28 protein-coding genes are annotated in these 26,227 nt (G+C 65.5%); 15 read left to right on the top strand and 13 right to left on the bottom strand.

Going from position 1 to position 26,227, the window contains the following annotated elements; translation table 11 throughout:
* Window positions 1-151 precede the first annotated feature (151 nt).
* Entirely contained in the window at window positions 152-604 is a 453-nt protein-coding gene (locus tag BM297_RS03100) for a hypothetical protein (protein ID WP_245768191.1), read from the bottom strand.
* Window positions 605-778: 174 nt separating this feature from the next.
* Here BM297_RS03100 and BM297_RS22030 point away from each other — a divergent pair, with 174 nt between their 5' ends.
* From BM297_RS22030 to BM297_RS03075, 5 genes are all read left to right on the top strand, one after another.
* Window positions 779-1,036 (top strand): DUF2933 domain-containing protein, encoded by a 258-nt coding sequence (locus BM297_RS22030; RefSeq protein ID WP_092428182.1) that lies wholly within the window; start codon window positions 779-781, stop codon window positions 1,034-1,036.
* 3 nt (window positions 1,037-1,039) lie between these two features.
* Window positions 1,040-3,478, top strand: coding sequence for a heavy metal translocating P-type ATPase (locus BM297_RS03090; RefSeq protein WP_092428180.1), 2,439 nt, complete (start codon window positions 1,040-1,042; stop codon window positions 3,476-3,478).
* A gap of 34 nt (window positions 3,479-3,512) precedes the next feature.
* Window positions 3,513-4,511 carry a YncE family protein gene (locus BM297_RS03085; RefSeq protein ID WP_175526586.1) on the top strand — a complete coding sequence of 333 codons (999 nt, stop codon included), beginning with the start codon at window positions 3,513-3,515 and terminating at the stop codon, window positions 4,509-4,511.
* 278 nt (window positions 4,512-4,789) lie between these two features.
* A complete protein-coding gene (locus BM297_RS03080; RefSeq protein ID WP_092428176.1) occupies window positions 4,790-5,056 on the top strand; it encodes a heavy-metal-associated domain-containing protein in 267 nt (88 codons plus the stop codon).
* A gap of 26 nt (window positions 5,057-5,082) precedes the next feature.
* Entirely contained in the window at window positions 5,083-5,532 is a 450-nt protein-coding gene (locus BM297_RS03075) for a DUF411 domain-containing protein (protein WP_092428174.1), read from the top strand.
* A 39-nt stretch (window positions 5,533-5,571) separates the two neighbouring features.
* On the opposite strand, the gene BM297_RS03070 is transcribed toward BM297_RS03075, so the two are convergent.
* The 4 genes from BM297_RS03070 to BM297_RS03055 all read right to left on the bottom strand — a co-directional run bounded on the left by BM297_RS03070 (window position 5,572) and on the right by BM297_RS03055 (window position 8,702).
* Window positions 5,572-6,078, bottom strand: a complete 507-nt coding sequence (locus tag BM297_RS03070) for a TPM domain-containing protein (protein WP_092428172.1) — start codon at window positions 6,076-6,078, stop codon at window positions 5,572-5,574.
* Window positions 6,072-6,911, bottom strand: a complete 840-nt coding sequence (locus BM297_RS03065; RefSeq protein ID WP_092428170.1) for a TPM domain-containing protein — start codon at window positions 6,909-6,911, stop codon at window positions 6,072-6,074. The genes BM297_RS03070 and BM297_RS03065 overlap by 7 nt, the downstream gene beginning before the upstream one ends.
* Window positions 6,911-7,552 carry a LemA family protein gene (locus tag BM297_RS03060; protein ID WP_092428168.1) on the bottom strand — a complete coding sequence of 214 codons (642 nt, stop codon included), beginning with the start codon at window positions 7,550-7,552 and terminating at the stop codon, window positions 6,911-6,913. The genes BM297_RS03065 and BM297_RS03060 overlap by 1 nt, the downstream gene beginning before the upstream one ends.
* 85 nt (window positions 7,553-7,637) lie before the next feature.
* Window positions 7,638-8,702 carry an HD domain-containing phosphohydrolase gene (locus BM297_RS03055; protein ID WP_092428166.1) on the bottom strand — a complete coding sequence of 355 codons (1,065 nt, stop codon included), beginning with the start codon at window positions 8,700-8,702 and terminating at the stop codon, window positions 7,638-7,640.
* A gap of 381 nt (window positions 8,703-9,083) precedes the next feature.
* Here BM297_RS03055 and BM297_RS03050 point away from each other — a divergent pair, with 381 nt between their 5' ends.
* From BM297_RS03050 to BM297_RS03035, 4 genes are read left to right on the top strand one after another with little or no spacing between them, the layout of a single operon-like run.
* The gene (locus BM297_RS03050; RefSeq protein WP_092428164.1) at window positions 9,084-10,955 is read left to right on the top strand and encodes a copper resistance system multicopper oxidase; all 1,872 of its coding nucleotides are present in this window, start codon (window positions 9,084-9,086) and stop codon (window positions 10,953-10,955) included.
* Between the two features lie 14 nt (window positions 10,956-10,969).
* Window positions 10,970-11,341, top strand: a complete 372-nt coding sequence (locus BM297_RS03045; RefSeq protein ID WP_245768190.1) for a hypothetical protein — start codon at window positions 10,970-10,972, stop codon at window positions 11,339-11,341.
* A complete protein-coding gene (locus BM297_RS03040; RefSeq protein ID WP_449404130.1) occupies window positions 11,322-12,461 on the top strand; it encodes a copper resistance protein B in 1,140 nt (379 codons plus the stop codon). The genes BM297_RS03045 and BM297_RS03040 overlap by 20 nt, the downstream gene beginning before the upstream one ends.
* Window positions 12,462-12,475: 14 nt before the next feature.
* A complete protein-coding gene (locus BM297_RS03035) occupies window positions 12,476-13,183 on the top strand; it encodes a c-type cytochrome (RefSeq protein ID WP_092428162.1) in 708 nt (235 codons plus the stop codon).
* Window positions 13,184-13,210: 27 nt separating this feature from the next.
* Here BM297_RS03035 and BM297_RS03030 read toward each other — a convergent pair whose 3' ends face one another.
* Together BM297_RS03030 and BM297_RS03025 are read right to left on the bottom strand one after the other, a co-directional pair.
* Window positions 13,211-14,638: a sigma-54-dependent transcriptional regulator gene (locus BM297_RS03030; RefSeq protein ID WP_092428160.1), complete on the bottom strand. Its 1,428-nt coding sequence runs from the start codon at window positions 14,636-14,638 to the stop codon at window positions 13,211-13,213.
* Between the two features lie 5 nt (window positions 14,639-14,643).
* Window positions 14,644-16,050 carry a sensor histidine kinase gene (locus tag BM297_RS03025; protein ID WP_342742272.1) on the bottom strand — a complete coding sequence of 469 codons (1,407 nt, stop codon included), beginning with the start codon at window positions 16,048-16,050 and terminating at the stop codon, window positions 14,644-14,646.
* A 458-nt stretch (window positions 16,051-16,508) separates the two neighbouring features.
* On the opposite strand from BM297_RS03025, the gene BM297_RS03020 reads away from it, so the two are divergent.
* Window positions 16,509-17,717: a tyrosine-type recombinase/integrase gene (locus tag BM297_RS03020; protein WP_092428156.1), complete on the top strand. Its 1,209-nt coding sequence runs from the start codon at window positions 16,509-16,511 to the stop codon at window positions 17,715-17,717.
* Window positions 17,718-17,756: 39 nt separating this feature from the next.
* Here BM297_RS03020 and BM297_RS03015 read toward each other — a convergent pair whose 3' ends face one another.
* From BM297_RS03015 to BM297_RS21400, 3 genes are all read right to left on the bottom strand, one after another.
* Window positions 17,757-18,110 (bottom strand): alpha/beta fold hydrolase, encoded by a 354-nt coding sequence (locus BM297_RS03015; RefSeq protein ID WP_092428154.1) that lies wholly within the window; start codon window positions 18,108-18,110, stop codon window positions 17,757-17,759.
* Between the two features lie 141 nt (window positions 18,111-18,251).
* Window positions 18,252-19,556: an alpha/beta fold hydrolase gene (locus BM297_RS22025; protein ID WP_245768187.1), complete on the bottom strand. Its 1,305-nt coding sequence runs from the start codon at window positions 19,554-19,556 to the stop codon at window positions 18,252-18,254.
* A 107-nt stretch (window positions 19,557-19,663) separates the two neighbouring features.
* Window positions 19,664-20,431, bottom strand: a complete 768-nt coding sequence (locus BM297_RS21400) for a hypothetical protein (RefSeq protein WP_139231008.1) — start codon at window positions 20,429-20,431, stop codon at window positions 19,664-19,666.
* Between the two features lie 242 nt (window positions 20,432-20,673).
* On the opposite strand from BM297_RS21400, the gene BM297_RS22355 reads away from it, so the two are divergent.
* Entirely contained in the window at window positions 20,674-20,745 is a 72-nt protein-coding gene (locus BM297_RS22355) for an excalibur calcium-binding domain-containing protein (RefSeq protein ID WP_217648237.1), read from the top strand.
* A gap of 73 nt (window positions 20,746-20,818) precedes the next feature.
* Here BM297_RS22355 and BM297_RS21390 read toward each other — a convergent pair whose 3' ends face one another.
* A complete protein-coding gene (locus tag BM297_RS21390) occupies window positions 20,819-21,562 on the bottom strand; it encodes a hypothetical protein (protein ID WP_139231007.1) in 744 nt (247 codons plus the stop codon).
* 344 nt (window positions 21,563-21,906) lie between these two features.
* Between BM297_RS21390 and BM297_RS03005 the strand changes: the two genes are divergently transcribed.
* Entirely contained in the window at window positions 21,907-22,833 is a 927-nt protein-coding gene (locus BM297_RS03005; RefSeq protein WP_092428152.1) for a phage antirepressor N-terminal domain-containing protein, read from the top strand.
* 56 nt (window positions 22,834-22,889) lie between these two features.
* Here BM297_RS03005 and umuC read toward each other — a convergent pair whose 3' ends face one another.
* Both umuC and BM297_RS02995 read right to left on the bottom strand, forming a co-directional pair.
* Complete coding sequence (gene umuC / locus BM297_RS03000) at window positions 22,890-24,167, bottom strand: translesion error-prone DNA polymerase V subunit UmuC (protein ID WP_092428150.1); 1,278 nt, start codon at window positions 24,165-24,167, stop codon at window positions 22,890-22,892.
* Entirely contained in the window at window positions 24,154-24,585 is a 432-nt protein-coding gene (locus BM297_RS02995; protein WP_092428148.1) for a LexA family protein, read from the bottom strand. Before BM297_RS02995 ends, umuC begins: the two co-directional genes overlap by 14 nt.
* A gap of 134 nt (window positions 24,586-24,719) precedes the next feature.
* Between BM297_RS02995 and BM297_RS02990 the strand changes: the two genes are divergently transcribed.
* The 3 genes from BM297_RS02990 to BM297_RS02980 all read left to right on the top strand — a co-directional run bounded on the left by BM297_RS02990 (window position 24,720) and on the right by BM297_RS02980 (window position 26,205).
* Window positions 24,720-25,415, top strand: a complete 696-nt coding sequence (locus BM297_RS02990; RefSeq protein ID WP_092428146.1) for an SOS response-associated peptidase — start codon at window positions 24,720-24,722, stop codon at window positions 25,413-25,415.
* Between the two features lie 260 nt (window positions 25,416-25,675).
* On the top strand, window positions 25,676-25,909 hold the full coding sequence (locus BM297_RS02985; RefSeq protein ID WP_092428623.1) for a Phd-YefM: 234 nt from the start codon (window positions 25,676-25,678) through the stop codon (window positions 25,907-25,909).
* Between the two features lie 11 nt (window positions 25,910-25,920).
* On the top strand, window positions 25,921-26,205 hold the full coding sequence (locus BM297_RS02980; protein ID WP_092428144.1) for a type II toxin-antitoxin system RelE family toxin: 285 nt from the start codon (window positions 25,921-25,923) through the stop codon (window positions 26,203-26,205).
* Window positions 26,206-26,227: the final 22 nt, after the last annotated feature.

Here is a 26,227-nt window from a genome sequence, read left to right as displayed (position 1 = left end):
GCGTCGCAGGTGGTGGTGGAGGCGATGAACTCCACCGCCACCAGCGCTCAGGCGTAGCGTCTTCACCGCACCACATGCGCCGAGAGCCGCCCCAGCCGGGCGCCTCGGCACGCCGACCTCAAGCGGCCGCGCCGTGAGCCCCCGAACACCGTCAGGGCTTGGGTTTGGCCAGCATCTCGCGGTGGGCGCGCAGCTGCTCGACCATCTGCTCCATGCGCTGGATGCGCAGGTCGACCTGCTCGACCGTGTCCAGATTCATCATCCCCGGCCCCATCCCACCGCCCATACCCATACCGCCGCCCATCCCCATGCCCATCCCTTTGCCGTCAACCATGCAGCCGCCCATGCTCTGCATGCCACGGCCCATGGCCTGCTGGTGCGCCTGCATCAGCTTCTGCCGCTCTTCGGGCGTCTTGCCGGCCATCCAGTTCTGATGCAACTGGCGCATTTCGGTGATGTGCTGCTGCCATTGCTGTTCAGCCGTAGGTTGCGCCGCAGGTTCCGTCGCGGCCCACACGCTGCCGCTGGCGACCAGTAGCAAGCTGGCGAAAAGAGTCGATCTGTTCATCTGCAAGCCCTCTGAAAGACTGGGTTGGAACTTCACTCTAGACCCAAGTCCGCCTGCCGATGGCTAACTGACGCAAATGTAATGCGCCGCTCAGCTTGCGGTAAGCAACGGCCATCTAACATGAGACTGCAAGTGTTGCTGTCTGGGCATTGCCCCTTTCCGGACAATCGGCGTCCGCTGGACGCCGTTTCTTTCAGGAGATCCCCCGCCATGCACCACAACACCCGCTCATCCGACGAGCCCACCCCCTCGTTCTGGCGCAGCAGGCTGGGCATCGTTCTGGGCATGCTCGCCGTCATCGCCCTGTTCTACGTCGCGCGCGAACACTACGCCCATGCCGCAGGCCTGCTGCCCTATCTGATCCTGCTGCTCTGCCCGCTGATGCACCTGTTCGGCCACCGCCATGGCGGCCATGGGCAGCATCGCCACTCGGCACGGCACGACGAAACCGACCAGAAAGGACGCTAGCGCATGCCCTCCCGCCCGCCCCAACACGCCCACACCACTGCCCGCGCGCCGGAAACGGCGCAAGGCGAACCTCGCGATCCCGTCTGCGGCATGGCCGTCAGCCCGCAGAGCACCTTCCATGCAATGCACCAGGGGCAGCACTTCCACTTCTGCAGCCAGCACTGCCTGGACAAGTTCAGCGCCGAGCCGCAGCGTTACGCCCAGCCCGTCGAGGTCGCACAAGGCGAGCACGTGCATGGCGGCCACACCAGCCATGCCGGCCACCATGAACATGCCGGGCATGCAGAGCACGCCCCCTCTCCAGCGGTCGCTGCTGCCGCACCGCTCGCCGCCGATGCCGGCGCCGAATACACCTGCCCGATGCACCCGGAGATCCGCCAGATCGGCCCCGGCACCTGCCCCAAGTGCGGCATGACCCTGGAGCCGGTGCTGCCCGAACTCGAGGAGGAGGAAAACCCGGAGCTGAAGGACTTCACCCGGCGCTTCTGGTGGACCCTGCCGCTGACCGTGATCGTCACCGTGCTGGCGATGGCCGGCCACCAGTTGCAGCTGGTGCATGGCGCGCTGCAGAACTGGGTCGAGCTGGCCATCGCCACCCCGGTGGCGCTGTGGGCCGGCTGGCCGTTCTATGTGCGCTGCATACGCTCGATGATCCGGCGCAGCCCCAACATGTGGACGCTGATCGGCCTCGGCACCGCCGCCGCCTACCTGTACAGCGTGGTCGCCACCCTGGCGCCGGGCGTGTTCCCCGCCACCTTCATTATGGACGGGCGCATCGGCGTGTACTTCGAGGCGGCGGCGGTGATCATCTCGCTGACCCTGCTCGGCCAGATCCTCGAACTCAAGGCGCGCTCGCAGACCTCGGCGGCGATCAAGTCGCTGCTCGGCCTGGCGCCGAAGACCGCACGGCGGATCAACGCCGACGGCACGGAAGAAGACATCCCGCTGAGCCACGTGCACAGCGGTGACAAGCTGCGCGTGCGCCCCGGCGAGAAGGTGCCGGTCGACGGCCGGGTGCTGGAAGGTGAAAGCGCGGTGGACGAGTCGATGCTCACCGGCGAACCCGTGCCAGTGATGAAGCGGGCCGGCGACACGCTGATCGGCGCCACCCTCAACACCCACGGCAGCCTGGTGATGGCGGCGCAGAAGGTCGGTGCCGCCACCATGCTTGCGCAGATCGTGCAGATGGTCGTCCAGGCCCAGCGCTCCAAGGCGCCGATGCAGCGCCTGGCCGACGTGATCGCCGGCCGCTTCGTGCTGGTGGTGATCGCCATCGCCGTCCTGACCTTGCTCGGCTGGGGCCTGTGGGGACCCGAGCCGAGCTGGGTGTTCGGCCTGATCAACGCGGTGGCGGTGCTGATCATCGCCTGCCCCTGCGCCCTCGGCCTGGCCACGCCGATGTCGGTGATGGTCGCCACCGGCAAGGCGGCCACCAGCGGCGTGCTGTTTCGCGACGCGGCCGCCATCGAGAACCTGCGCAAGATCGACACCCTGATCGTCGACAAGACCGGCACCCTCACCGAAGGCCGCCCGGCCTTCCACAGCGTCGCGGCCGCCCCCGGCTTCGCCGCGGACGAGGTGCTGCGCCTGGCCGCCAGCCTCGACCAGGGCAGCGAGCACCCGCTGGCCCACGCCATCGTCGAACACGCCCGTGCCCGCGGCCTGACCCTGAGCACGCCGCAAACCTTCGAGTCCGCCTCGGGCATCGGCGTGCGCGGCCAGGTCGACGGCCATCGCCTGCAGCTGGGCAACACCACCTTGCTGGAAGATGCCGGCGTTGCCACCGCGGCCCTGCAGACCCAGGCCGAGGCGCTGCGCAGCGAGGGCACCAGCATCATGTACCTGGCGGTGGACGGCGCGCTGGCCGGGCTGCTGGCGGTGGCCGACCCGATCAAGCCGACCTCGAAGCTGGCGGTCGAGCGCCTGCAGGCGGACGGCGTCAGGGTCATCATGGCCACCGGCGACGGCCTCACCACCGCGCGCTCGGTGGCCCGCCAGCTTGGCATCGACGAGGTGCACGGCGAGGTCAAGCCGCAGGACAAGGAGCGCCTGGCCGCCGCCCTGCAGCAGGCCGGCCACCGCGTGGCCATGGCCGGCGACGGCATCAACGACGCCCCGGCGCTGGCCCGCGCCGACGTCGGCATCGCCATGGGCACCGGCACCGACGTGGCGATGAACAGCGCCCAGGTCACCCTGGTCAAGGGCGACCTGCTCGGCATCCTGCGCGCACGCAGCCTGTCGGTGGCCACGGTGCGCAACATGCACCAGAACCTGACCTTCGCCTTCCTCTACAACGCCATGGGCATCCCGCTGGCGGCCGGCCTGTTCTATCCGCTGACCGGCCACCTGCTGTCGCCGCTGATCGCCGCGCTGGCGATGAGCGTCAGCTCGGCCTCGGTGGTGTTCAATGCGTTGCGCTTGCGCAAGGCCTCCATCGAGTAGGCAAACGCTGCACCGACCCTCCAGGAGAATGCCCATGAAACCCGCCATTGCTGCCCTTGGCCTGCTGGGCGCCCTGCTCGCCGGCACGCCCGCCTTGGCCGCCACCGTCTATGTCGCCAACGAGCACGCCGGCAGTCTTACCGTCATCGACGAGAAGAGGAATACGACCCGCACCCTCGCCCTGGATGTCCTGCCGCACAACCTGGATCTGACCCCCGACGGCAAAACCCTGCTGATTGCCGGCATGTCGCGCGGACACGCCCAGGGCGGCCACGACGGCCATGCCGAGCAAGGCGGACTCCTGCTGCTGCTCGACGCCGACACTGCGGCAGTGCCAGCAAAGGTCGTCGCAGTCGGTGGTCATCCTGCCCATGTGGTGCCTGACCGCAGCGGCAGCCTGGCCTTCGTCACCGACGCGGCCAGCCACGCGGTGGTGGTGGTCGATCTGGCCGCCGGGCAGGTCATGGAGCGGATCGCGGTCGGACGCTACCCGCACGGCCTGCGCCTGTCGCCGGATGGGCGCACCCTGGCGGTGGCCAACCGCGACAGTGACGATGTCAGCCTGATCGACGTGTCCAGCCGCACGCAGACAGGCCGCATCGCCGTGGGCCGCCAGCCGGTGCAGGTAGCCTTCACGCCCGACGGCCAGCGGCTGTTCGTCTCCCTCAGCGGCGAGAACGCAGTGGCTGCGGTGGATCTGCACAGCCGCGCGCGTACCGCCACCTATCCGGTGGGTCCCATCCCCATCCAGCTGGCCGTCACGCCCGACGGTGCGAAGCTGGTGGTGGCCAACCAGGGCAGCCAGAGCAAGCCTGGGCATAGCCTGTCCATCCTGGAAACCGCCACTGGCCGCCTGATCGCCACCACCGAGGTCGGCAAGGGGGCCCACGGAGTGTCCATCGCCGGCAACGGTTCGCGCGCCTACGTCAGCAACGCCTTCGAGGACAGCGTTTCGGTCGTCGCTCTCGATAGCCACAAGGAGCTGACCCGGTATCCGACCGCGGCCGCTCCCAACGGCATCGTGGCGCGCTGACCGGCCCGCGAAGCCAAGCTGACAAAACCGTAATCTCCGCCTCAGCTTCCCGACAGCTCGCCGCGGCTATGGTGAAAAACTCGCCAAGCCATGTCGTCCCGGGACGGCGGCAAGAGTGGCGGATGGCGAGTCTCGGCTGCGGGCTCTGCATCGCTGCCGCTCAGCCTGTCCTGGAGTATGCTTCGCGCCATGCAGCAGAAGACTTGACCTTGCCGCGATGGCAAGGTCGAAGATTGCCTCAAGGCCGGACGGGACCGGCCATCCCAGAGGAGTTCACCATGAGCACCATCGAACTGAACGTCCAGGACATGACCTGCGGCGCCTGCGTCAAGCACGTCACCCAGGCCCTCAGCCCGCTGCCGGGCGTCGAGGCGGTCGAGGTCGACCTGCAGGCCGGCCGGGTACGGGTCAGCGGCAAGCCGGACAGCGCGGCGATGATCGCCGCCCTGGATGCCGCCGGCTACCCGGCGCAGCTGGCAACCCCGGCTAGCGCACCGACTGCCGGCAAAACCGGCGGCTGCGGCGGCGGTTGCGGCTGCCACTGAATCTGCCAACCCTCAGGAGTCACCCGATGAACAACCCACTGCGCATCGCCGCCCTCGCCGCCCTGCTGATGAGCGGCGCCGCCCAGGCCGCCGACGCCCTGACCATCGACGTCCATCGCGACGCCAACTGCGGCTGCTGCAAGGACTGGATCAAGCACCTGGAAGCCAACGGCTTCACGGTGAACGACCACGTCGAGCCGGACATGCGCGCGGTCAAGCAGCGCCTCGGCGTGGCGCCGCGCCTGGCCTCGTGCCATACGGGGGTGATCGACGGCAAGTTCGTCGAGGGCCACGTGCCGGCGGCGCAGATCCTCGAACTGCGCCAGCGCCCCGACCTGCTCGGCCTCGCCGTGCCTGGCATGCCGGCCGGCTCGCCGGGCATGGACTACGGCGACCGCAAGGATGCCTACCAGGTGATCGGCCTGACCAAGGCGGGTAGCGACGAGGTGGTCGCCGAATACCCTGCTGGCCAGTAGTTCGAGCACGCAGGCAGCGAGCCCAGGCCGACCCGCCGCTCACAACAGGGTGGGGCGATCCGGCAGCTCGTTGACCTGCTCGGCCGTCGCCGGGAAGTGCTCCAGCATGAGGCGGGTCACCGCGCGAATCCCCTCCAGGGCGCCCTCCTCGAAACGCCCCTGGCGAAAGGCCTCCTCCATGACATGGCAGATGCTCTCCCACTGCTGCGCGCCGACCCTGGCCGCGATGCCCCGGTCGGCGACGATCTCGACGTCGCGGTCGGCCAGCAGCAGGTAAACCAGCACGCCGTTGTTCTGTTCGGTGTCCCACACGCGCAGCAGCGAGAACACCTCGAGCGCCCGTTCCCTGGCCGACTGCTGGCGCAGCAGCCCGATCCTCGGCAGCGAACCCTCCACGGCGAAGCGGATCTGCCCGGCATGGCGGCGCTCGCTCGCCGCGATCTCCGCCTGGATCGCCGCCAGCATATGCGGTGCAAAGGCCCGTCTCAGCTGCCAGGGCGTCATCAACAGATGCCGAGCCAGGCGCTTGCAGTCGCTGCTCACCATCGTCCCGATGCGCCTCCCCCGCCAAAGCCGCCGCCACCGCCGCCGAAGCCCCCACCCAAGCCGCCCCGGCCGCCACCGAGGCCGCCAAGCCGGCCGGCGCTGCCACCGAGCAGGATGAACACGAAGGCCACCAGACCCGCACCCAGCGCGGCCGAGATCAGCCCGATGAGCAGCCAGGCAACCACCGCCACGCCAGCGCCGGTCAGCAGCGCCGCCGGCAGGCGGCCAAGGACCGTGCGCAGCACCCCGCCGAGCACGAACACCAGCATCATTACAATCGGGATGAGCTGCGAGAATTCGCCCGCCAGGTCGCCCACCGCGCGCTCGGGCGCCGGCAGCGGTTCGCCGCCGATCACGTCGATCATGCGCTCGATGCCGGCATCGATGCCGCCGTAGAAGTCGCCCTGCTGAAAGCGCGGCACGATGATTTCGCTGACGATGCGCTTGGCCGTGGCATCGTTCAGCGCGCCCTCCAGACCGTAGCCCACCTCGATGCGCAGGCTGCGGTCGTTCTTGGCGACGATCAGCAAGGCGCCGTCGTCGACGTTCTTGCGCCCCAGCTGCCACTGCTCGACCACCCGCAGGGCGTACTGCTCGATCGGCTCGTCGCCGGTGGTCGGCACGATCAGCACGGCCAGTTGGCTGCCCTTCTGCGCTTCGAACGCCTGCAGTTTGCCTTCGAGGGCCGCGGCCTGTTCGCGGCTGAGCGTCGCCGTCTGATCGGTGACCCGCGCAGTCAGCGGCGGCACCGCCACCAGCTCGGCCAGGGCCGGCAGGCTCGCGCCCAGGGCGAGCGCCACCAGCAGGGCACGCGCCGGCGCGAAGACACCCATCAGTAACCCGGCTGCGGCTTGCCGCCTTGCGGCTGGGCCGGCGGGGCTGGCGGCGCGGCGAAATCCACCGCCGGCGCCGTGGAGATGGCGCGTTCGTTCTCGACGCTGAAGTTGGGCTTGACCTTGAAACCGAACAGCATCGCGGTCAGGTTGGAGGGAAAGCTGCGCACCGTGACGTTGTACGCCTCCACCGCCTTGATGTAGCGGTTGCGCGCCACGGCGATGCGGTTTTCGGTGCCCTCCAACTGCGCCTGCAGATCGCGGAAGATGGCATCGGCCTTGAGCTGCGGGTAGTTTTCCACCACCACCATCAGGCGCGACAGCGCACCGCTCAACTGCGCCTGGGCCGCCTGGAAGCGGGCGAAGGCCTCGGGATCGTTGACCAGCTCCGGGGTGGCCTGGATGCCGCCGACGCGCGAGCGGGCCTCGGTGACCTGCGCCAGTACTTCCCGCTCGTGGGCGGCGTATCCCTTGACCGTGTTGACCAGGTTGGGCACCAGGTCGGCGCGGCGCTGGTACTGGTTGAGCACTTCGGACCAGCTCGCCTTGGTCTGCTCGTCGCTGGACTGCAGGTCGTTGTAGCCGCAGCCGGAGAGGCTGAGCAGCAACACGATGAGCAGCAGGTTCCACGGTTGGCGCATGTGCGTTCTCCACAGATGAGTTGGCGCTGCTTGCAGGTATAGCAGCAACCCCCCACTTCAGGCGCCAGGCCAGCGCCCGGCGGCGCTAGTCGCTCCAGATCATGCGCAGATTTTCAAAGCTCTCGAACATCTGCCGATCCATCAGCTTGACCAGCTCGGGATCGAAGTAGCGGCCGGCCTGCTCGCGGATGAACAACTGGGCCTCCTTGCCACTCCAGGCCTGCCGGAACGGACGCGCGGCACGCAGGGCGTCGTAGACGTCGCACAGCGCGACGATGCGCGCGGACAGGGGAATGGCCTCGCCCTTGAGGCCCTGCGGGTAGCCGCTACCGTCCCATTTCTCGTGATGGTAGCGGGCGACTTCCGCCGCCAGCTGCAGCAACGCATTGCCGGACGTGTCGCTGAGGAAGTGGTAGCCCAGCTCGACATGCTCGCGCATGACCTGGGTTTCCTCGGCGTCGAGCGGACCCGGCTTGAGCAGGATGCGGTCGGGAATGCCCACCTTGCCGATATCGTGCATGGTGGCGGCCAGGCGCAACTGGTTGACCCATGGCGTCCTGCAGCCATAGGCGCGGGCCAGCAGCGCGGCGCTTTCGCCGATGCGGATCATGTGGTGACCGCTCTGGTTGTCCCGGTATTCGCTCACCCGCACCAGACAGCGGGTGATCATTTCCGTGGTCTTCTGGACGTCGCGGGTGCGCTCCTCGACGCGCCGTTCGAGCAGGCGCCGCTCCTTGTCCAGCTCGAGGCGGGTGAACCAGAGACTCAGGTGGTTGCGCAGGCGCAGGAGCATTTCCTGAATGTCCACCGGCTTGCACAGATAGTCGCTGACGCCGAGGTCCAGGGCACGGCGCCGGCTGTCGAGGTCGCGGCGGGTGGAGACCGCGATGATCGGCAGGCTCTCCGGCAGGTACTTGCGCAGCAGGCTGATGATCTCGAGGCCGCCGGGGCGGGGAATGTCGAGGTCAAGCAGCAACAGGTCCCAGGAATTTTCCAGCAACCAGGGCAGCCCCTGGGCGGGATCGCTGAACACACGAATGTTCTTCAGGCCGGCCGCGTTGAGGGCGCTCGCCGGCAGGGTCAGGTTACCCTCCGTCGCCTCGAGCAACACGATATTGGACTGGCACAGGTGTTCGGGAATGTTCAGCATGGTTTCTGTCCTTGGAAATCGACTGCCGTTCTGCGTTTGAGGTTCTGGCTTTTCCGGGAGTGGGTCAAGCTGGCGGGGGAGTTCCGTCGACACGCTCGACACTTTTGCCTTTTCCCGCGCCCCAAAGGACCATTGCAGACACGCCCACGCCTCGTCCCCCGCGCATCTCCCCATCCCCTCATCGCCGCAACTGACCGTGGCCGGTCATGACCTGCACTTGGGCCACGGCAGCAACCTGACAAAACTGTAATCTCTACCTCAGTTTCCCGACAGCTCGCCTGCGTTATGGTGCCACCCATACCAAAGGCGTTCGCCCAGAGGCGGACGTGGCACATGGGCGAGCCGACGCGGCCTGCCTTTGACTGACGGGACAGGAACAGCATGCAAGCTCCAACTTCGCGACGAACCTTCATCAAGGGCCTGGCCGCCGGTGGCGTGCTGGCCGGCCTCGGCCTCTGGCGCCAGCCGGTGTGGGCGCTGGCCAGCCCCGGCCAGAGCGGCGTGCTGGCCGGCAGCCAGTTCGACCTGAGCATCGACGAGCTGGCGGTCAACCTCACCGGCAAGGCGCGTACCGCGATTGCCATCAACGGCAGCCTGCCGGCGCCGCTGCTGCGCTGGCGCGAAGGCGACACCGTGACCCTGCGGGTACGCAACCGCCTCAAGGAAGATACCTCGATCCACTGGCACGGCATCCTGCTGCCGGCCAACATGGACGGCGTGCCGGGCTTCAGCTTCGCCGGCATCGCCCCGGACGGCATGTACGAATACAAGTTCAAGGTGAAGCAGAGCGGCACCTACTGGTACCACAGCCACTCCGGCTTCCAGGAGCAGCTCGGCGTCTACGGTCCGCTGGTGATCGACCCGCTGGAACCCGAGCCGTTCCAGTACGAGCGCGACTACGTGGTGATGCTCTCCGACTGGACCGACGAGAACCCGGCCAGGGTGCTGGCCAAGCTGAAGAAGCAGGCCGACTACTACAACCAGCACCGCCGCACCGTCGGCGACTTCATCCGCGACGTCAGCGACAAGGGCTGGAGCGACACCCTGAGCGAGCGCTGGGCCTGGGCAAAGATGAACATGAGCCCCACCGACCTCGCCGACGTCAGCGGCGCCACCTACACCTACCTGCTCAACGGCCAGGCGCCGGACGGCAACTGGACCGGACTGTTCCAGCCGGGCGAGCGCATCCGCCTGCGCCTGATCAACGCCGCGGCGATGAGCTACTTCGACTTCCGCATCCCCGGCCTCAAGCTCACCGTGGTCGCCGCCGACGGCCAGAACGTCGAGCCGGTCGAGGTCGACGAGCTGCGCCTGGGCGTGGCGGAAACCTACGACGTGATCGTCACCCCGGACGGCAGTCAGGACGCCTACACCCTGTACGCCCAATCCATGGATCGCAGCGGCTACGCCCGCGGCACCCTGGCCGTGCGCGAGGGCCTGAGCGCGCCGGTGCCCGCTCCCGATCCGCGTCCGGAGCTGAGCATGGCCGACATGGGCCACGGCGATCATGGCGCGCACGGCGCTGCCGACGCACACGCCAGCCATGGCGGCGCAGCGGCGGCCGGTGGCATGGATCATTCCAGCATGCAGCACGGCGGCATGAACCACGGCGCCGCGGCGCCGGGCGGGATGAACCACGCGGCCATGGCCGGGATGGATCACAGCCAGATGGCCGGCATGGATCACGGCAGCATGGCCGGCATGCCGCACGGCGCGGCGGCCGTCGCCATGCAGGGCCACCCGGCCAGCGAGGCCGGCAATCCGCTGATCGACATGCAGACCATGACCCCGGTCGCCAAACTCGACGACCCGGGCATCGGCCTGCGCGACAACGGCCGCCGCGTGCTGACCTACGCCGACCTGCGCAGCCGCTTCGCCGACCCGGACGGCCGCACGCCGAGCCGCACCCTCGAGCTGCACCTGACCGGCCACATGGAGCGCTTCGCCTGGTCGATCGACGGCGTCGCGTTCGCCCACGCCGAGCCGATCCGCCTGAAATACGGCGAGCGCGTGCGCATCGTGCTGGTCAACGACACCATGATGCACCACCCCATCCACCTGCACGGCCTGTGGAGCGATCTGGAGGACGAAAACGGCAACTTCCTGGTGCGCAAGCACACCATCGACATGCCACCGGGATCGAAACGCAGCTACCGCGTCACCGCCGACGCCCTGGGCCGCTGGGCCTACCACTGCCACATGTTGATGCACATGGACCTCGGCATGTTCCGTGAAGTCCGTGTCGAAGAATGACGGAGATCGAAGCCATGACCACCCCTTCCAAGCGCACCACCCTGCTCGCCACTTCCCTGGCCTTCGGCCTGCTGGCCGCCCTGCAACTGCCGCAGGCCGGGGCGCAGAGCGAACACGCCGGGCACCACCCGCAGTCCGCTCCGGCCAGCCAGCCGGTCGCGCCGAAGGCCCAGGCCGGCGGCATGATGGATCACGGCAACATGGACCACAGCCAGATGGGCCATGGGCAGATGAACCATGACCAGATGATGAAGCAGATGCACGACCAGCACATGAACCATGGCCAGATGGACCACGGCAACATGGGCCAGGGGCAGATGAACCACGGCAGCATGCCGCCGGCCAAGGCCGCGCCCGCCAGCAAGGATGGCAAAAATGGCCAGTAAGCTGCCCCTCGCCCTGGCGCTGAGCCTTGGGGTGATCGCCGCCGCCCAGGCCGCCGAGCCGGAGGATCATTCCGCCCACGCCGGGCATGGCGAGGTAGCGCCTGCCCCGGTCGCCAGCGACCCGCACGCCGGCCATCACCCGCAACCGGCGGCACCAGCCCCGGCCGCCGCCCAAGGCATGCCGATGATGGATCACGGGCAGATGGGCCATGGCGACATGAGCCACGAGCAGATGATGCGGATGCACCAGCAGCACATGCAGCAGATGCAGAGCGGCCAGATGGACCACGGCGGCATGAGCCACGAGCAGATGATGCGGATGCACCAGCAGCACATGCAGCAGATGCAGGGCCAGCCGCAGGCGCAACCCGGCGCCGCCGAGCACGCCGGCCACCACCCTGCCGGCTACCCGGGCGCACCGGTGCCGCCGATCACCGACGCCGACCGCGCGGCCGCCTTCCCCGACCTGCCGCCGCATGCCATGCACCAGGGCGGCATCAACTACCTGTTCCTCGCCGACCAGCTGGAATGGCAGGACGCCGACGAGGGCAGCGCGCTGGCCTGGGACCTGAGCGGCTGGATCGGCGGCGACATCGACCGCCTGGCCTTCCGTTCCGAAGGCGAGCGAGTCGCCGGGCATACCGAGGAAGCCGAGCTGCAGCTGCTGTGGAGCCATGCCATCGGTCCCTGGTGGGAAACCGTGGCCGGCGTGCGCCAGGACTTCAAGCCCGGCTCGCCACAGACCTGGGCCGCCTTCGGCATACAGGGCATGCCGCTGTACGGCCTGGAGACCGAGGCCACCGCCTTCCTCGGCGAAGGTGGCCAGAGCGCGCTGCGCCTGGGCGCCGAGTACGACATCCTGCTGACCAACCGGCTGATCCTGCAGCCCGCCGCCGAGGCCAACCTGCATGGCCGCAACGACGACGAACGCGGCGTCGGCTCGGGCTTCAGCGATCTCGAGCTGGGCCTGCGCCTGCGCTACGAGATCCGCCGCGAGTTCGCCCCCTACATCGGCGCCACCTGGCACCGCGCCTACGGCAACACCGCCGACCTGCACCGCGAACACGGCGAGGACGTCGAAGAGGCGCGCCTGGTAGCGGGTATCCGCTTCTGGTTCTGAGAGACTCCCGCCCAATGAAAAGAACGATAAAAACCCTGACGCTGGCCAGCCTTGCGGGCACCCTTGCCGCTGCCGGCGTCATCTACGCGGGCCTGATCAACGTCGGCGCCGACGATCCGCACCTGGACAGCGTGCATGCCCTGCTGAGCACCGTGCGCGAACGCTCGATCGCCGTGCGCGCCGCCGACATCGTCGTGCCGGACCTGAACGACGCCGAGCTGGTCCGCCGCGGTGCCGGCAACTACCAGTCCATGTGCATCGGCTGCCATCTGGCGCCGGGCATGGCCGATACCGAGCTGAGCCAGAACCTCTACCCGGCGCCGCCCAACCTGGCGCAGCGCGGCGCCAACGGCAGCCCGGCCACCACCTTCTGGATCATCAAGCACGGCATCAAGGCCACCGGCATGCCGGCCTGGGGCAAGAGCATGGGCGACGAGCACATCTGGGGCATGGTCGCCTTCCTGCAGCAGTTGCCGAGCCTGGATGCCGCGCAGTACCGCGCCCTGGTGGCGGCCAGCGATGGCCACTCCCACGGCGGCGGGGAAACCGACATGCACGACCACAGCCGCCAGCACGACGCGGCCGCCGACGACCACCATGCGCCGGCCGCCAGCCATCACGGCGGCGCCCAAGGCCACGACCAGGAAATTGCCGGCACGCCGGCCGCGCCGGAGAAGAAGGTCCACGTACATGCCGATGGCAAGGAGCACCTGCACCGCTGACCGGCCAGCAGGCCGATCGTCTAGTGGTCAGTGGTTGCGATCCGGCCGCTCCAGGCCAAGCTTCTCGATCCGGTAGCGCAGCATGTCGCGGCTGAGGCCCAGCAGACGGGCCGACTTGGTGACGTTCCAGTCGGTCTTGTCCAGCGTCCTCAGCACCAGATCCCGCTCGATCGCGGGCAGGCTCGCCAAGCCATCGGGCTCGGCGGAGTCGGCAGGGTCGGCCGGCGCGGGATCGGGACAGTCGCGCGCCGCACAGTCCTCCACGCGGGTGGCCAGGTTCAGCTGGGCGGGACTGATCTGGGGTCCTGGAGTCAGCAATACGACCTGCTCGAGCAGGTTGCGCAGTTCGCGCACATTGCCCGGCCACTCGTAGTGCAGCATCGCGATCTCGGCCTCGACACAAAAGCTCAGGTCGGGCTTGCCGTAGCGCCGGCCGTGCACGGCCAGGAAGTGGCGAGCCAAGCGGACGATATCGTCGCCCCGTTCGCGCAGCGGCGGCACCGCGATGGCGATGATGCGCAGGCGGTAGAAGAGGTCGCGGCGAAAGCGCCCCTCCTGGACCATCTGCTCGAGGTCGCAGTTGGTGGCGCTGATGATGCGCAGGTCGATCTTGCGCTCCTTCACCGAGCCCAGACGGCGAATCGAGTGATCCTCCAGCAGCTTGAGCAGCTTGGCCTGCAGGGGCAGCTCGATCTCGCCCACCTCGTCGAGGAACAGGGTGCCGCCGTCGGCGGCCTCCACCAAGCCGACCCGCCGCTCCTTGGCGTCGGTATAGGCGCCCTTCTCGTGGCCGAACAGCTCCGCTTCGAGCAGATGGGAGGGGATCGACGCACAGTTGACCTCGACGAAGGGGCCCGCGCGGCGCACGCCGTCGTAATGCAGGGCGCGGGCGACCAGCTCCTTGCCGGTGCCGGTTTCGCCCCTGATCAGCACCGCCGGCAGTTCGCCGTCGGTCATGTGGCGCTCCGCCTCCAGTACCTGCTGCACCATCGACTTCAGTGCCTGCATCGGCGCCGACTCGCCGAGCAGCGCGTCCAGACCGGCGCCACGGGCGTCGCGCTGCCGATAGAACGACAGGCTGTGCTCCAGCTGCCGGGCCTCGAGGGCCTTCTCGATCAGCAGCTTGAGTTCGGCCAGCACCACCGGCTTGGTCAGGTAGTCGTACGCGCCGGCCTTCATCGCCTCCACGGCGCCCTGCACGTTGCCGTGGGCGGTCATCATCACCGCCTTGACCTGGGAGTCCAGGCTGCGCACCTGGCGGATCAGCTCGATGCCGCTCATGCCCGGCAGGCAATAGTCGGTGAGCAAAACGTCTGGGTGCTGGGCGGCGAAGATCTCCAGGGCCTGCTCGGCGGACTCGCAGAGCAGCGCCTCGTAGCCCTTGCGCTCGAGGTAGGTGCGGATATTGTCAGCCAGGACCTCGTCGTCTTCGACGATCAACACGCTGTGCTCCATTACCGTCAATCTCCTTGCGCCATCTTGAACAGCAGGCACACGTTGGTTCCCACATGCTCGCGGCTGGTCACCTTCACTTCGCCGCCGAAGCGCTCCATGATCCGCTTGACCAGCGACAGCCCGACCCCCAATCCACCCCGCTTGGTCGAATAGAACGGCTTGAACGCCTGCGCCAGCTGCTCCGCCGACATGCCCACCCCGGTATCGCTGATGCCGAGAACCAGGCGCCGCTGGCGCGTGTCGCGCTCCAGGTCGATGCGCAGGCAGCCGCCCCTGGGCATTGCCTCGATGGCGTTGGCCACCACACTGTTGAGCGTCTGGCTGAGCAGTACCGGGTGGCTGAGCACTTTGGGCGCAGCCACCGGCGACCACTCGACCGCGATGCCGGCCTTGGCGATCTGCGGCGCGTACGCGTTCAACACCTCGCCCACCGCCGCGACCAGATCCACCGCCTCGTGATCGTCATTGAGCTGACCCGAGCACAACAGCAGCTCGCGCACCCATTTCGACAGGCGATCGACCTGACCGATGATGTCGTCGATGTTCTTGCGCGCCGGCGAGCAGTCCAGATCCAGCGCCAGCTCGGCACTGGTGCGGATGGCGGCCAGCGGATTGCGCAGGCCGTGGGCCACCGCCGAGGACATTTCGCCGAGGGCCACCAGGGTTTCGTTCTCGATCAGCTGCTTCTGCTGCGCCGCCAGCTGCTTCGAGGCACGGAACACGATCCAGAACAGGCCAAGATAGATCAGCCCGCCGCCTCCGGCCGCCGCCACCCACAGCAGCAGGTAGGCTCGTTCCATCCGGCCGATCAAGTCGGCCGGTTCCTTGTAGATTTCCACCACCGACGCCACGTTGCCGGCCTGATCGAGCAGCGGAATGTAGTTCTCGAAGTAGAGCCCGGCCGGACTGCGGATGAACTGCTGCTCGGTGCGCCCGCCCTGCACCCGCCAGTGGGCGTGGGCGACGTGGGACTTCTTCTCGAACGCCTCCTCCAGCTCCTCGCGATCGAGCAACCGCCGACCGACCAGCTCCGGGTTGGTCGACCAGACGATGGTGCGGTCGGGGGCGAAGACGTTGGCCTGCAGGGCGTCGGGCAGGTTGGTGACATGGTCGAAGAACTCGCGACGCACCCGCTCCAGGTGCATCCGGTCGATGCCGTCGTCCTCACCGTCATCGCGAAAATCGAGGAACTCGCCCATGGTCACGCCCGGGCCGAAGTTGGCATGGCGGATCTCGCCCTCGGTGAGGGCCTGGATGAACTGGGCGGTGAGCAGGGCATCGCGCTCGATGCTCTCGGTGATGGCGTAGCGGGTGGCGCTGACCCCCAGGGCGATAGCTACCGCGGCGATCAGCCCGAGGCTCACCAGCGAGAACCAGCGGAGCAGGTTGAACGGTCGCGAACTGGCAGCCATCGCCATCCTCTTTTGTTTTTGATGTCGGGAAAGCGGCCGCAAGATACCGATCTGCCCTGACCTCGTTCCCGGGGAAAACTTCCCTTGTGCGCCTCAACAACCATAGCCCAGCCGCGCCAGATACATGGCCAACCTTTGGCACACCCCATGCCGCAAGTGCAAACCGTCAATTTACAGGCGCTGTAGTTCATCCCGAGCGTTTGCCGGCGCGCGCGGGCAAGTACCGGCAAAACTGGTAGACTGACGCGGTTTTTTTCCAGCCCGTGAGTGTTGCCGTGGAACTGTTCAAGGGCTCCACGGGCTCATCCCGCAAAATCCCCCGCCGCACCAAAAACTCCCTGAACCGCCGATTTATGCAGGCTTGAGCGTGCCAGGGAGTACCGCCAATAACCTTCCCTGCACGACAAAATCAGTACATCATTCAGTACATCAGCCCGCCCCCTCGCGAGAATGTACTAGTGCCGCTCACCGACACCGCTGCCCGACAAGCCAAGCCGAAGGAGAAGGCCTACACCCTGCCCGACTCCCTCGGCTTATCCCTCTACATCGCCCCCAGCGGCGTCAAGAGTTGGCATTTCCGCTTCACCTGGCTGGGCAAGCAGGCCAGGATCTCGCTAGGCACATATCCGGAAATCGGCCTCAAGGAAGCCAGGGCGCGCAGGGACGAATCGCGCGAAACAATTGCTCGAGGTGTCGACCCGCGGCACGCGAAGCGAGAGCAGAAGGTGGCCGCCCTGGAAGCCGAAGGATGGACATTCCGCAGGGTCTACGAGGAGTGGCTGGCATTCCGGCGCAGCTCGCTGTCGGAAGGGACGCTCAAGGGCATCCGCATCGCCATGGACAACGACGTGCTGCCGTCCCTGGGCAGCCGGCAGGTCACCTCCATCACGCGGGCGGACGTGATCACTATTATTCGGCGCATCGAGGCCAGAGGTGCAATCACGTCGGCGATGAAGACCCGGCAGTGGATGGGGCAGGTGTTCCGATACGCGATCGCAATCGGTGTCCTCGAAGTCAATCCCAGCGCGGAAATGCACGCTGTCACGAAGAAGGTCGACGCCTACAAGAACCGTCCGTTCGCCGGATTCACGGAAATGCCGCGCATCCTGCAAGCGATCCAGAACTGCGATACCGGGCAGGTCAATCGCTCAGCCGTCATGCTGATGATCTACACCGCCTGCCGCCCTGGTGAGATCAGACAAGCAGAGTGGAGCGAGATCGACTTAGACTCGGCAACCTGGATGATCCCGGCGGCGAAGATGAAGATGCGCCGCGACCACGTTGTCCCTCTGCCGTCGCAGGCTGTCGCTGTCCTCAACGAAATGCGGCCTATCTCGGGGCGGTTCCGCTACGTCTTCCCAAATCGTAGCGACTACACCAGGCCCATCGGCGTGAACTACGCGACCAACGTGATGCAGATGTGCGGCCTGCAAGGGCAGCAGTCGCCGCACGGTTTCCGCCATCTATTCAGCACCGAGATGAACCACCGCGGGTACAACAGCGACTGGATCGAGCGTCAGCTGGCTCACGCAGATGACAGCGTCATCCGCGACACCTACAACCATGCCTCCTACTTGGAGCAGCGGCGAGGCATGATGCAGGAGTGGGCTGACAGCATTTGGCGCGCTGCTGACCTAGAACTCAGTGCCGAGGGCCCAACAGACTAGCGCGCCCTGACCGCACCTCAATCAGAGATGACCCGCCCCCTACTCCGCCCCTAGGTGCCTGTCGATCAACCTCGCCACCTCGTCGGCATGGGTGAAGCCCAGGTCGTGACCACCACCAGGGATGACGTGCAGCTCGGCACGGGGCAGCAGCTCGGCGAGTCGCTGGCCGACGCGAACGGGGCTGATCGGGTCGGCGTCGCCCCAGAGCAGCAGCACGGGCACGTGCAGCTCGGCCAGCCGGGCGGTGAGGTCGGTGCGGTCGTCGAGGAACCAGCGCGGCAGGTTCGGGTTGGCCGCGGCGAAGTCCGGGCGCCAGTCCTGCGCGCCCAGGGCGGACATGCACGCCCACGCACGCATTGCGCGGATCGAAGCCGGGCGTGACCAGGGCGGCATTGAACTCGTCGAGGTTGCCCGCCTGGGTGGCCACCTCGATTGCGCTCATGCCATACGAGTTGATGGCATGTCAGGCGGGTTGGATATTTTGGCCCCCCTCTGGATGGCCTCGGGGCAGGGCATGCGGCTCATGTTCTCGGATCAAATCCCGTAACGCTTGTTGCCCCCGGAGGTGATACAGAACCGCCCGCCGCGCGGGCCGAAGCAGACGTTGCCCCCGGCGCACGAACAGTCTCCACCTTGTGCTCGACGCTTCTCGCGCTGCTGTTCTGCGCTGCGCCGAGCCCAGGCTTCCCACTCTCGCTGCTCTTGCAGTGCCTGCTGGTGCTTGGCAATGCTGTCCTCGAATATCTGATCGAGCGGCTTGCTCGCAAGGGAGAGGGCGAACTGAAACTTGACCACCCCGATGCGTACCTGCTCTGCCCACGCCTGAAACTCGCGGCCGGGCGACTGCTGCTGTCGCGCCAGCTCAGCCGCCTTTTGCAGGATGGGGTCATGCGCGTTGAGGCGCTGCACCAGCTCGTCGGTAAGTTCGTCGAACACCGTGCGCGACCGGTTCGCCGGGTTGCCGTAGAACGCCTGCATCGCTTCACCCGCGGCAGCAGCCTCGCTCAGTGGCGCCCTCAGAGCTTCGAGTCGAGCGATCCGCTTGAGTACGGAGGACTTGGGGGTAGAGCTGGGCTGCCTAAGGTGGAATCGAACGGTTTTCTCGTAGGATTCCAGCATGTATATCGTCAGCTGTTCGGCCTTTTCGGCGGCCTGTAGGTAGGCGGCCGGATAGCCCGGATTCACGGCGATGCGCCACTCGATCTCGTCGCCGGCCATGTAGCGCTCAGCCGGATCATTCTTCACGTCGACATCAATGATGATCGGCTCCGGCTTGGTCGGAGTAAAGCGTGGGGCCGGCGCCGATGGCATCGCGGTTTGCGGTTGATCACCGCGGGCGACCATGTAGCTGACCTCGGATGTCACGAAGCCGGCGCACGACTTGATGATTGCCTGCTCGACTTCGCAGGCGCGTACATGCGCCGAGGAGCCTTTGACGCACTGGCCTCGCGGAAGACTGGTCATGCAGTGTGCGTTGTAGCCTCGAAGTTGGTACTGGTGCAGCTTCTCTTGCTGGGTCTGACAGCCGGTCAGCGCCAGCGTCATGCCGAGCACAGCCAGAAGGTGTTTTAGCATTCCCGTTCCTCTGGTTGGGTTGGCGCTCCGTCGCGCTTCAGCGTTACCCATCTGGACGATGGGCTGGTCGATCTCCGGCAGTACGCTGGCCACCAGATCGGCCATACCGGTCACGCCCGAGTCGGGCGGTGTGCTGCCGAAGCCGGGCCAGCCGATATGGACCTGCTGCGCCGGGTGGGCAAGGCGCTCGGCGGCCGGGCGCCAGGACTCCGTGTTGCCGGAGGCGCCGGGGAGGAAGAGGAGTTTGGAGGGGGATGTGGTCAATGGTCGTCCTTGAATGCGGCGAAGTGGGCTGCGTTGAGCAAGGTAGACAAGGCTGCGCCGTTGTCTACCCTACGCGAAGCCAAGAGAAGCGTTACCCAGCATAGCCGCTACGCAATACCCTTTTGGCTAATTCCGCGATCTATTAATTCATTTATCTGCGCATGCAAAAACTCCGCAACGTCTCGAACTGCTTTGCAAGCCCCATCAACGAAGCCAACCTCTATGCTAAGCTCAAAATTATCTACAGATACCCCTGGAATCTTGCGTAGTTTCTGTACCTCATTCTCCATGAGCGTAGAGATATCGTCTCCATGGTGAGCTAGCGCGTTACGCACAGCAAGGAGATTCCTGATTGGCCCCCAGAGGTTATCAGGCACACAGAATTTACCATGCCTTTCTAGAAAAGCCCTTCGAGCACTCCAAGCATCACCTTTCAGCTCCGACGGCTTAAACAATACCTGCTCGGCTAACACCAAGGTAACCCGATCGCACTCTCGCTTCATTGCCCCTTCGAGAATAGATGCCAAATGCATGACGTGAGAGGCACGCATTCTCTTGCGATAGTACTCGACCACAAGCGCACCGCTGTCATTTACCTCCACCCCAGAGTCAATTTGCCCCTGAATGCACTTCTGCTCTTCAGAGTTCATCCGCGCCCAAGTTTCTTCAGTCTCTTTCATGAACCACTGAAACAGGTCTAGCTCATAGGTATCCAGTGAGCGATTGCCCTTCAAGCCCGCAAGAAAATTTTTCCGTATTCCTTCTCTAAGGTAATCAGGTATTGGTCCAAGAGTCATAATTAGCTCCCATGCTGCCAAGTTATATATCCCGAGCGGGACTGGTAGCTCAGATTGGCTATCCATGATCGCGACCATGGTGACCACTTTCCAGCGTTATACACCATGACCATCAGGCCTTGGCAAGTCGCTGATCAGCCAAACGGTTCGCCGACAAGACTCCCAGTGTGCGGCTTGGCTCCAGTAGCAGCCTGAGCGGGGCGCGGGATGGCTTTACTGGTGGCAGCACTGTCGGGGGAATGTACCGGCGGCACCCGCTACAGCTGCTCGGCGCGCATGGTGTGTAGTCAGGTGGCCTCTGCGTCGAGGCGGGCTTTCACCTGGAGCAGTGCGGCAGCACCAAGCTCGATGGCAACAGGGACGGGGTGCCGTGCGAGAGCTTGTGCCGGTAATCGGATCAGCAGGCGGGCAACCCGCGCAGCGATTGCCCGCCATGAACATCGGCAAATAAGGCTGATCAACTCGTTACCCTGCGCGACCTTTTGGTTGCTCGTTGCTGATAATTAATCCAGCACTGGATGAGCTGCGCCCCTTATACTCTATGGCGGCATGAATACCAATAGTAAAAAGAATAAATAACATAACAATGCAAGCCCAAATGGAAAACCTTTTCGTTTGCTTGTAAGCTGGCTCACCCACTTTAACTGTTTCCCATTCGGCTTTAAGTATCTGCCTAGCGTAAGTGGACATCTCACCGGTTGCCGAGTGAATTTGCTCCTTTATTTTTAGCCTCTTGCCACCTTTCTTGGCGGCGCGCATCTCTTCCACCTTACCCATGCAATAATCAAATTTCTGTTCAATTCTGCTAAAACTCAAATCATCAGACTTGAAGTGAAGTCGCACCTTTGCGTAAGCGTGATAAATTTTTTTCAGATCATCCTTTTGGGTGGCCACACTTTCATGAAGTAACTTCTTATTGAGTTCTATGGCTTCTTGGCGAATGCCTTTTGCATGATCATCCTCTGGAGGCGCACCCTTCATCAGCTTTAAAAACTGGCGACCACTTGATGCACTTTGGTTTGTTGAGCTGGCAAATGAGTTTAGAGCCCCAATAAGCTCCGCAAGTGACTCCCTGGCGGATTCCGTCCATGATTGGCGATAATCAGTGGTTTTACTCTCTTTCTCGTTTACAAGCTTCACAATACTTAAGGCTGCCGTTATAAACCCAGCAAGCGCTGTAAGAAAAGCAGTTAGCAATACTTTATCCATGTTTGCTCCAGCTATTGATCAAGACGCGTTACGACCGCTGACCTCAAGATTCAATGATGCCACACCGACATTTACTTGACACCTACGCCCCCAAGGCATAACGTCTTATCCGCTGCCGCTAAATCGGCAGCCTGGGATTGGCGTCCCGGAAAGCAAAGGCGGTCACGAAACCGCTCACAAGCGGTTTTTTTGTGCCCGCGGCATGGCTGCACCCGTTATGGGCGGGCCGTGCGTGGGGGCCTTACGGCCCGCCGGTTCCTTTGCCCGGTACGCCAACCCGCACGGTTCCGCTCTCCCAAATTGGCGTTTGGGAAGCGGTCAACGGACTGCAAAGGGAAATCACCATGTCAACCATCACCAGCCAGCTCGGCACCGTCAGTTTTCAAGGTCACTATCTCACCGTCATCACCTCGCCCACCGGCGAACACCTCGTGGCGATGAAACCCATCTCTGAGGCCATTGGCCTCGACTGGAAGTCGCAGTACAACCGTATCCAGCGTCACCCCGTACTCTCGACCTGCATGGTCGTGATGACCATGCAGATGCCCGGCGACGATCAGCACCGCGAGCTGGTCTGCCTCCCACTCGACTACCTCAACGGCTGGCTGTTCGGCGTGGATGCCTCCCGCGTCAAACCCGAGATCCGCGAGCGCCTGGTGCAGTACCAGCGCGAATGCTTCGCGGCACTGGCGGCCTACTGGCAACAGGGCGAGGCGGTGAATCCGCGCCGGCGCAAGGCCGCTGCGCAGAAGGCCCTGCCCAACGGGCTGACCGGCGATCAGCAGGGCGCGATCAAGGCACTGGTGGCCGCGCGCATCGAGACGCTGCCGGAGGCAGAGCGCGGCAAGGCGGCGACGCGCTGCTGGTCGGCGCTCAGGTCGAAGTTCGGCTGCTCCTTCAAGAAGATCTCGCCCGAGCAGTTCACCGAGGCCGTTGGCCTGGTCGCCCGGGTCGAGTTGGAGGGCGAGTTTCTGGGCAAGCCCACCGGATTCGGCGGCGTCATCGGGCGCCCGCTGAGCCCCATCGAGCGCTGGATGGTCAGCCTCGACCCGCAGGGGCAGGAGCGCTACACCCCTGTTCCTGTCGACGCCTGCGTGATGACACACCGGGAGCTGATCAAGGCGATGGTGACGCCCGGCGCGCTGGACGTATCGACTGAGGAGATGTTCGAGTTTTCCATGGCCGCGCTGGCGAACCTCAAGGCCCGCTCCGACACCCAGAGCAAGCCAGCGCGCTCGCGGGCAATTACGAGACCTTCGGCATCAGCGTGAGCGAGTTGGAGGCCCTGAGCGGCGCTCAATGAGGGCACGCACTTGGCCAGCCCGGCTCATCCACCCACCCGCCAGAGCTGATCGACCCGCGTGGTGTAGCTCTGGCTCATCAGCTCCCGCCGCATACCCCAGTCGGGCGCGGTGGGGACGCTGGCCGGGCGCAGGGTGCCGCGGCCCCAACGGGCATTGATCGCATCCATCACCCCCATCACTCGCTCGACCGCGGCCGGCTTCTGGACGGCGAACAGGTCTGGGGTGTATTCGCCTGGCTGCCGCAGATCGAGCAGTAGCACCTCGGCCTTGCTGAAGGCGAAGCCCTCCCGATAGACCAGCTCCAGCCCATCGCTGGCGGCGCGGATGATCAGGCGGGTGTCGTCGGTCGGGTACGGCAGTTCGCAGATCACGCCCTTGGCGAACTTCGGTTCGGCCGGGTTGAACATGCCGGTGCGGATGCTGATCCGCACCTTCTTGCACAGCGAGCCCTGGGCGCGCAGCTTCTCGCAGGCCCGGGCGGCGTAGGTGGCCACCGCTTCGCGGATCGGCTCCAGCTCGCGCAGGCGCTTGCCGAACATCCTGCTGCAGCAGATCTCCTGCTTCGGCGCCGGCTCGTCGTCCAGACTTAGGCAGGCCGTGCCGCGCAGCTCGCGTGCGGTCTTCTCGACCACCACGGAGAAGCGTTTGCGGATCGTCCAGGGGTCGGCCATGGCCAGATCCCAGGCGGTGCGGATGCCCATCTCGGCCAGGTGTTCGGTGAGCTTGCGGCCGATGCCCCATACATCGCCCACCTCTAGCGCGCGAAGCAGCTTGTCGCGCCGCTCTGGGTCGCGGATGTCCACCACTCCACCGGTCTGCTTCATCCAGCGCTTGGCGGCGTGGTTGGCCAGCTTGGCGAGCGTCTTGGTGCTGGCGATGCCCACGCCCACCGGGATGCCGGTGCAGCGCAGCACGGTGGCGCGCATTTGCCGGCCCAGCGCCTCCAGGCTGCCAGGCATGCCCGCCAGGTCGGCGAACGCCTCGTCGATGCTGTAGACCTCCAGCGCCGGCGCCATGCCCTCGAGCAGCGTCATCACCCGCTGGCTCATGTCGCCGTACAGCGCGTAGTTGGAGGAGAACGCCATGATGCCGTGGCGGCGCAGGGTGTTGCGGATCTGGAAGTACGGCTCGCCCATCTTCACGAAGGGCTTGGCATCGTAGCTGCGCGCGATCACGCAGCCGTCGTTGTTGCTGAGCACGACGATGGGCGTGCGCGCCAGGTCGGGGCGGAATACCCGCTCGCAGCTCGCGTAGAACGAGTTGCAGTCGATCAGCGCGAAGGCCGGTTCAACGCGGTTCATGGCAGCGTACGCTGAAGCGCACCACGCCCCAGATGGTCAGCTCATCGCCCTCCAGGATGTAGCGCGGCGCATAGCGCGGGTTCTCGGCACGCAGCACCACTTGCTTGCCGTCGTAGGTGAGGCGCTTGACCAGCGGCTCGCTGTTGAGCGCGGCGATCACGATGTCGTTCGCCTCCGCCTCGCGGGAGCGATCGACCACCATGAGGTCGCCGTCGAAGATGCCGGCGCCTTCCATGCTGTCTCCGGCGGCGCGCACCAGATAGGTGTGCGGGGCACGGATGTCGAGGATCTCGTCGAGGGAGATCTCCCGTTCCAGATGGTCCTGCGCCGGGCTGGGGAAGCCCGCCGGGACGCGGAAGGCAAACAGCGGCAGCGGCTGGCCGCCGAGGGCGAGACGGATGATGGCTGGAGTGGACATGGCGACACCTGACAATACTGTATTTGTATACAGTATTGATTCTGGCGCGCGGATGGCAAGAGGGGGCGACGACTGGAAGGCGTGCAGCTCTCCCTGGGCAGCTACGCTGGACGCAGAACGTGGAGGGTGCAGCTATGTGCGGACGATTCGTGCAGTCCCTGACGGCGGTCGAATATCTGGAAGCGCTGCGCATCGAAGTGCCGGTGTTGGGCGGCTTCAACCCGGATCCGATCGGCCGCTACAACGTGGCGCCGCGCACGCGGGTGCTGCTGATGCATCAGGAGGAGGAAGGGTTGCGGCTAGAGTCGGTCCCGTGGGGCTACGCGCCGTCCTGGGCGAAGGGCCCTCGCCCGCCAGCGATCAACGCCAGGGTCGAGAAGGTGGCCTCGGGGCCGTTCTGGAGGGAAGCATGGAAGGCAGCCCGGGCACTGGTGCCGGCGGATGGCTGGTACGAGTGGAAGCCGGCCCCGGGGACCAAGCACAAGCAGCCGTACTACTTCCGCCTGCGCAGTGGCGCTCCGCTGTTCTTCCCGGCCATCGGTCACCTGCCCAGGGACGGCCGGGAGATCCAGGAGGGCGACGGCTTCGCGACCATAACGATGGATAGCTACGGCGGCATGGCCGAGATCCACGACCGTCGGCCGCTGGTGCTGGCACCGGAGGAAGCCCGCACCTGGCTCGACCCGCATCTATCTCCTGAAGAGGCAGAGGAAATCCTGCATCTCGGCATGCCGGTGGAGGAGTTCGAGTGGTTTGCGGTGGGCGTTGATGTGGGGAACGTGAAGAATGAGGGGCCCGGTCTCATCTCTCCGAGCGATGGCTCTGCCTAGACGGAGATGGCGGGGAACCAGCAGTACCCGCAGCGCGCCGGCGGCAAGCCTGCCGCAGATCGGTTTACGCATTTTCTTACGCATAATGTTGCGTATACTGACCAGGCAGCGCTGACGACTGAATCCTGAGTCCTGAATCCTGAATCCTGAATCCTGAATCCTGAATCCTGAGTCCTGAATCCTGAGTCCTGAATACCTGAGGCATAGCGCGCATGAGTGCACTCCTAGACCGAGCTGAGCAGGCAGTGTCCGCTACCGCCATGGTCCGTAGCTTCGGAGCGAAACTGAAGGAGATCACCAGCGGAGACGTTACTCACCTGGTGATCTTCAAGGACAACGAGCCGGCAGCTGTTCTGATAGGCGTAGACGCCTACCAGGCGCTACAAGATGAGCTCGAAGACCTTCGTGCCGAGAGACTGGCCATTGAGCGCCTGTCCAGCCTGGACGAGAAAAATACCGTGAGCCTCGAGGACATGGAGGCTCGCTTCAGTTAGGTCTCTAGCCGATGAAGTGGAGCGTTCGGTTTCACCCAGAAGTTGAGCAAGACCTCAAACAGCTCGGAAGTGCTGAAGCGAGGCGAGTCCTGAAGGTGATACGAGAACGTATCGCTGAAGGAGAACCAGACAAGATCGGCAAGCCCCTCCGGGGCGCCTTGGCTGGTCACCGCCGGATTCGGACGGGCGATGTACGCATCGTCTACCGCATCAACGGCACCGAGATCGTGTTGGTCCTGTGCGTGGGCGCTCGTCGTGATGACGAGGTCTACGAATCGGCCACCAACCGCGTCTGACCCAAACCCCGCTCCGGCGGGG

This window comes from Geopseudomonas sagittaria (genome assembly GCF_900115715.1).
Taxonomy (GTDB): Bacteria; Pseudomonadota; Gammaproteobacteria; order Pseudomonadales; family Pseudomonadaceae; genus Geopseudomonas; species Geopseudomonas sagittaria.
This window is presented reverse-complemented; position numbering and strand designations above follow the sequence as displayed.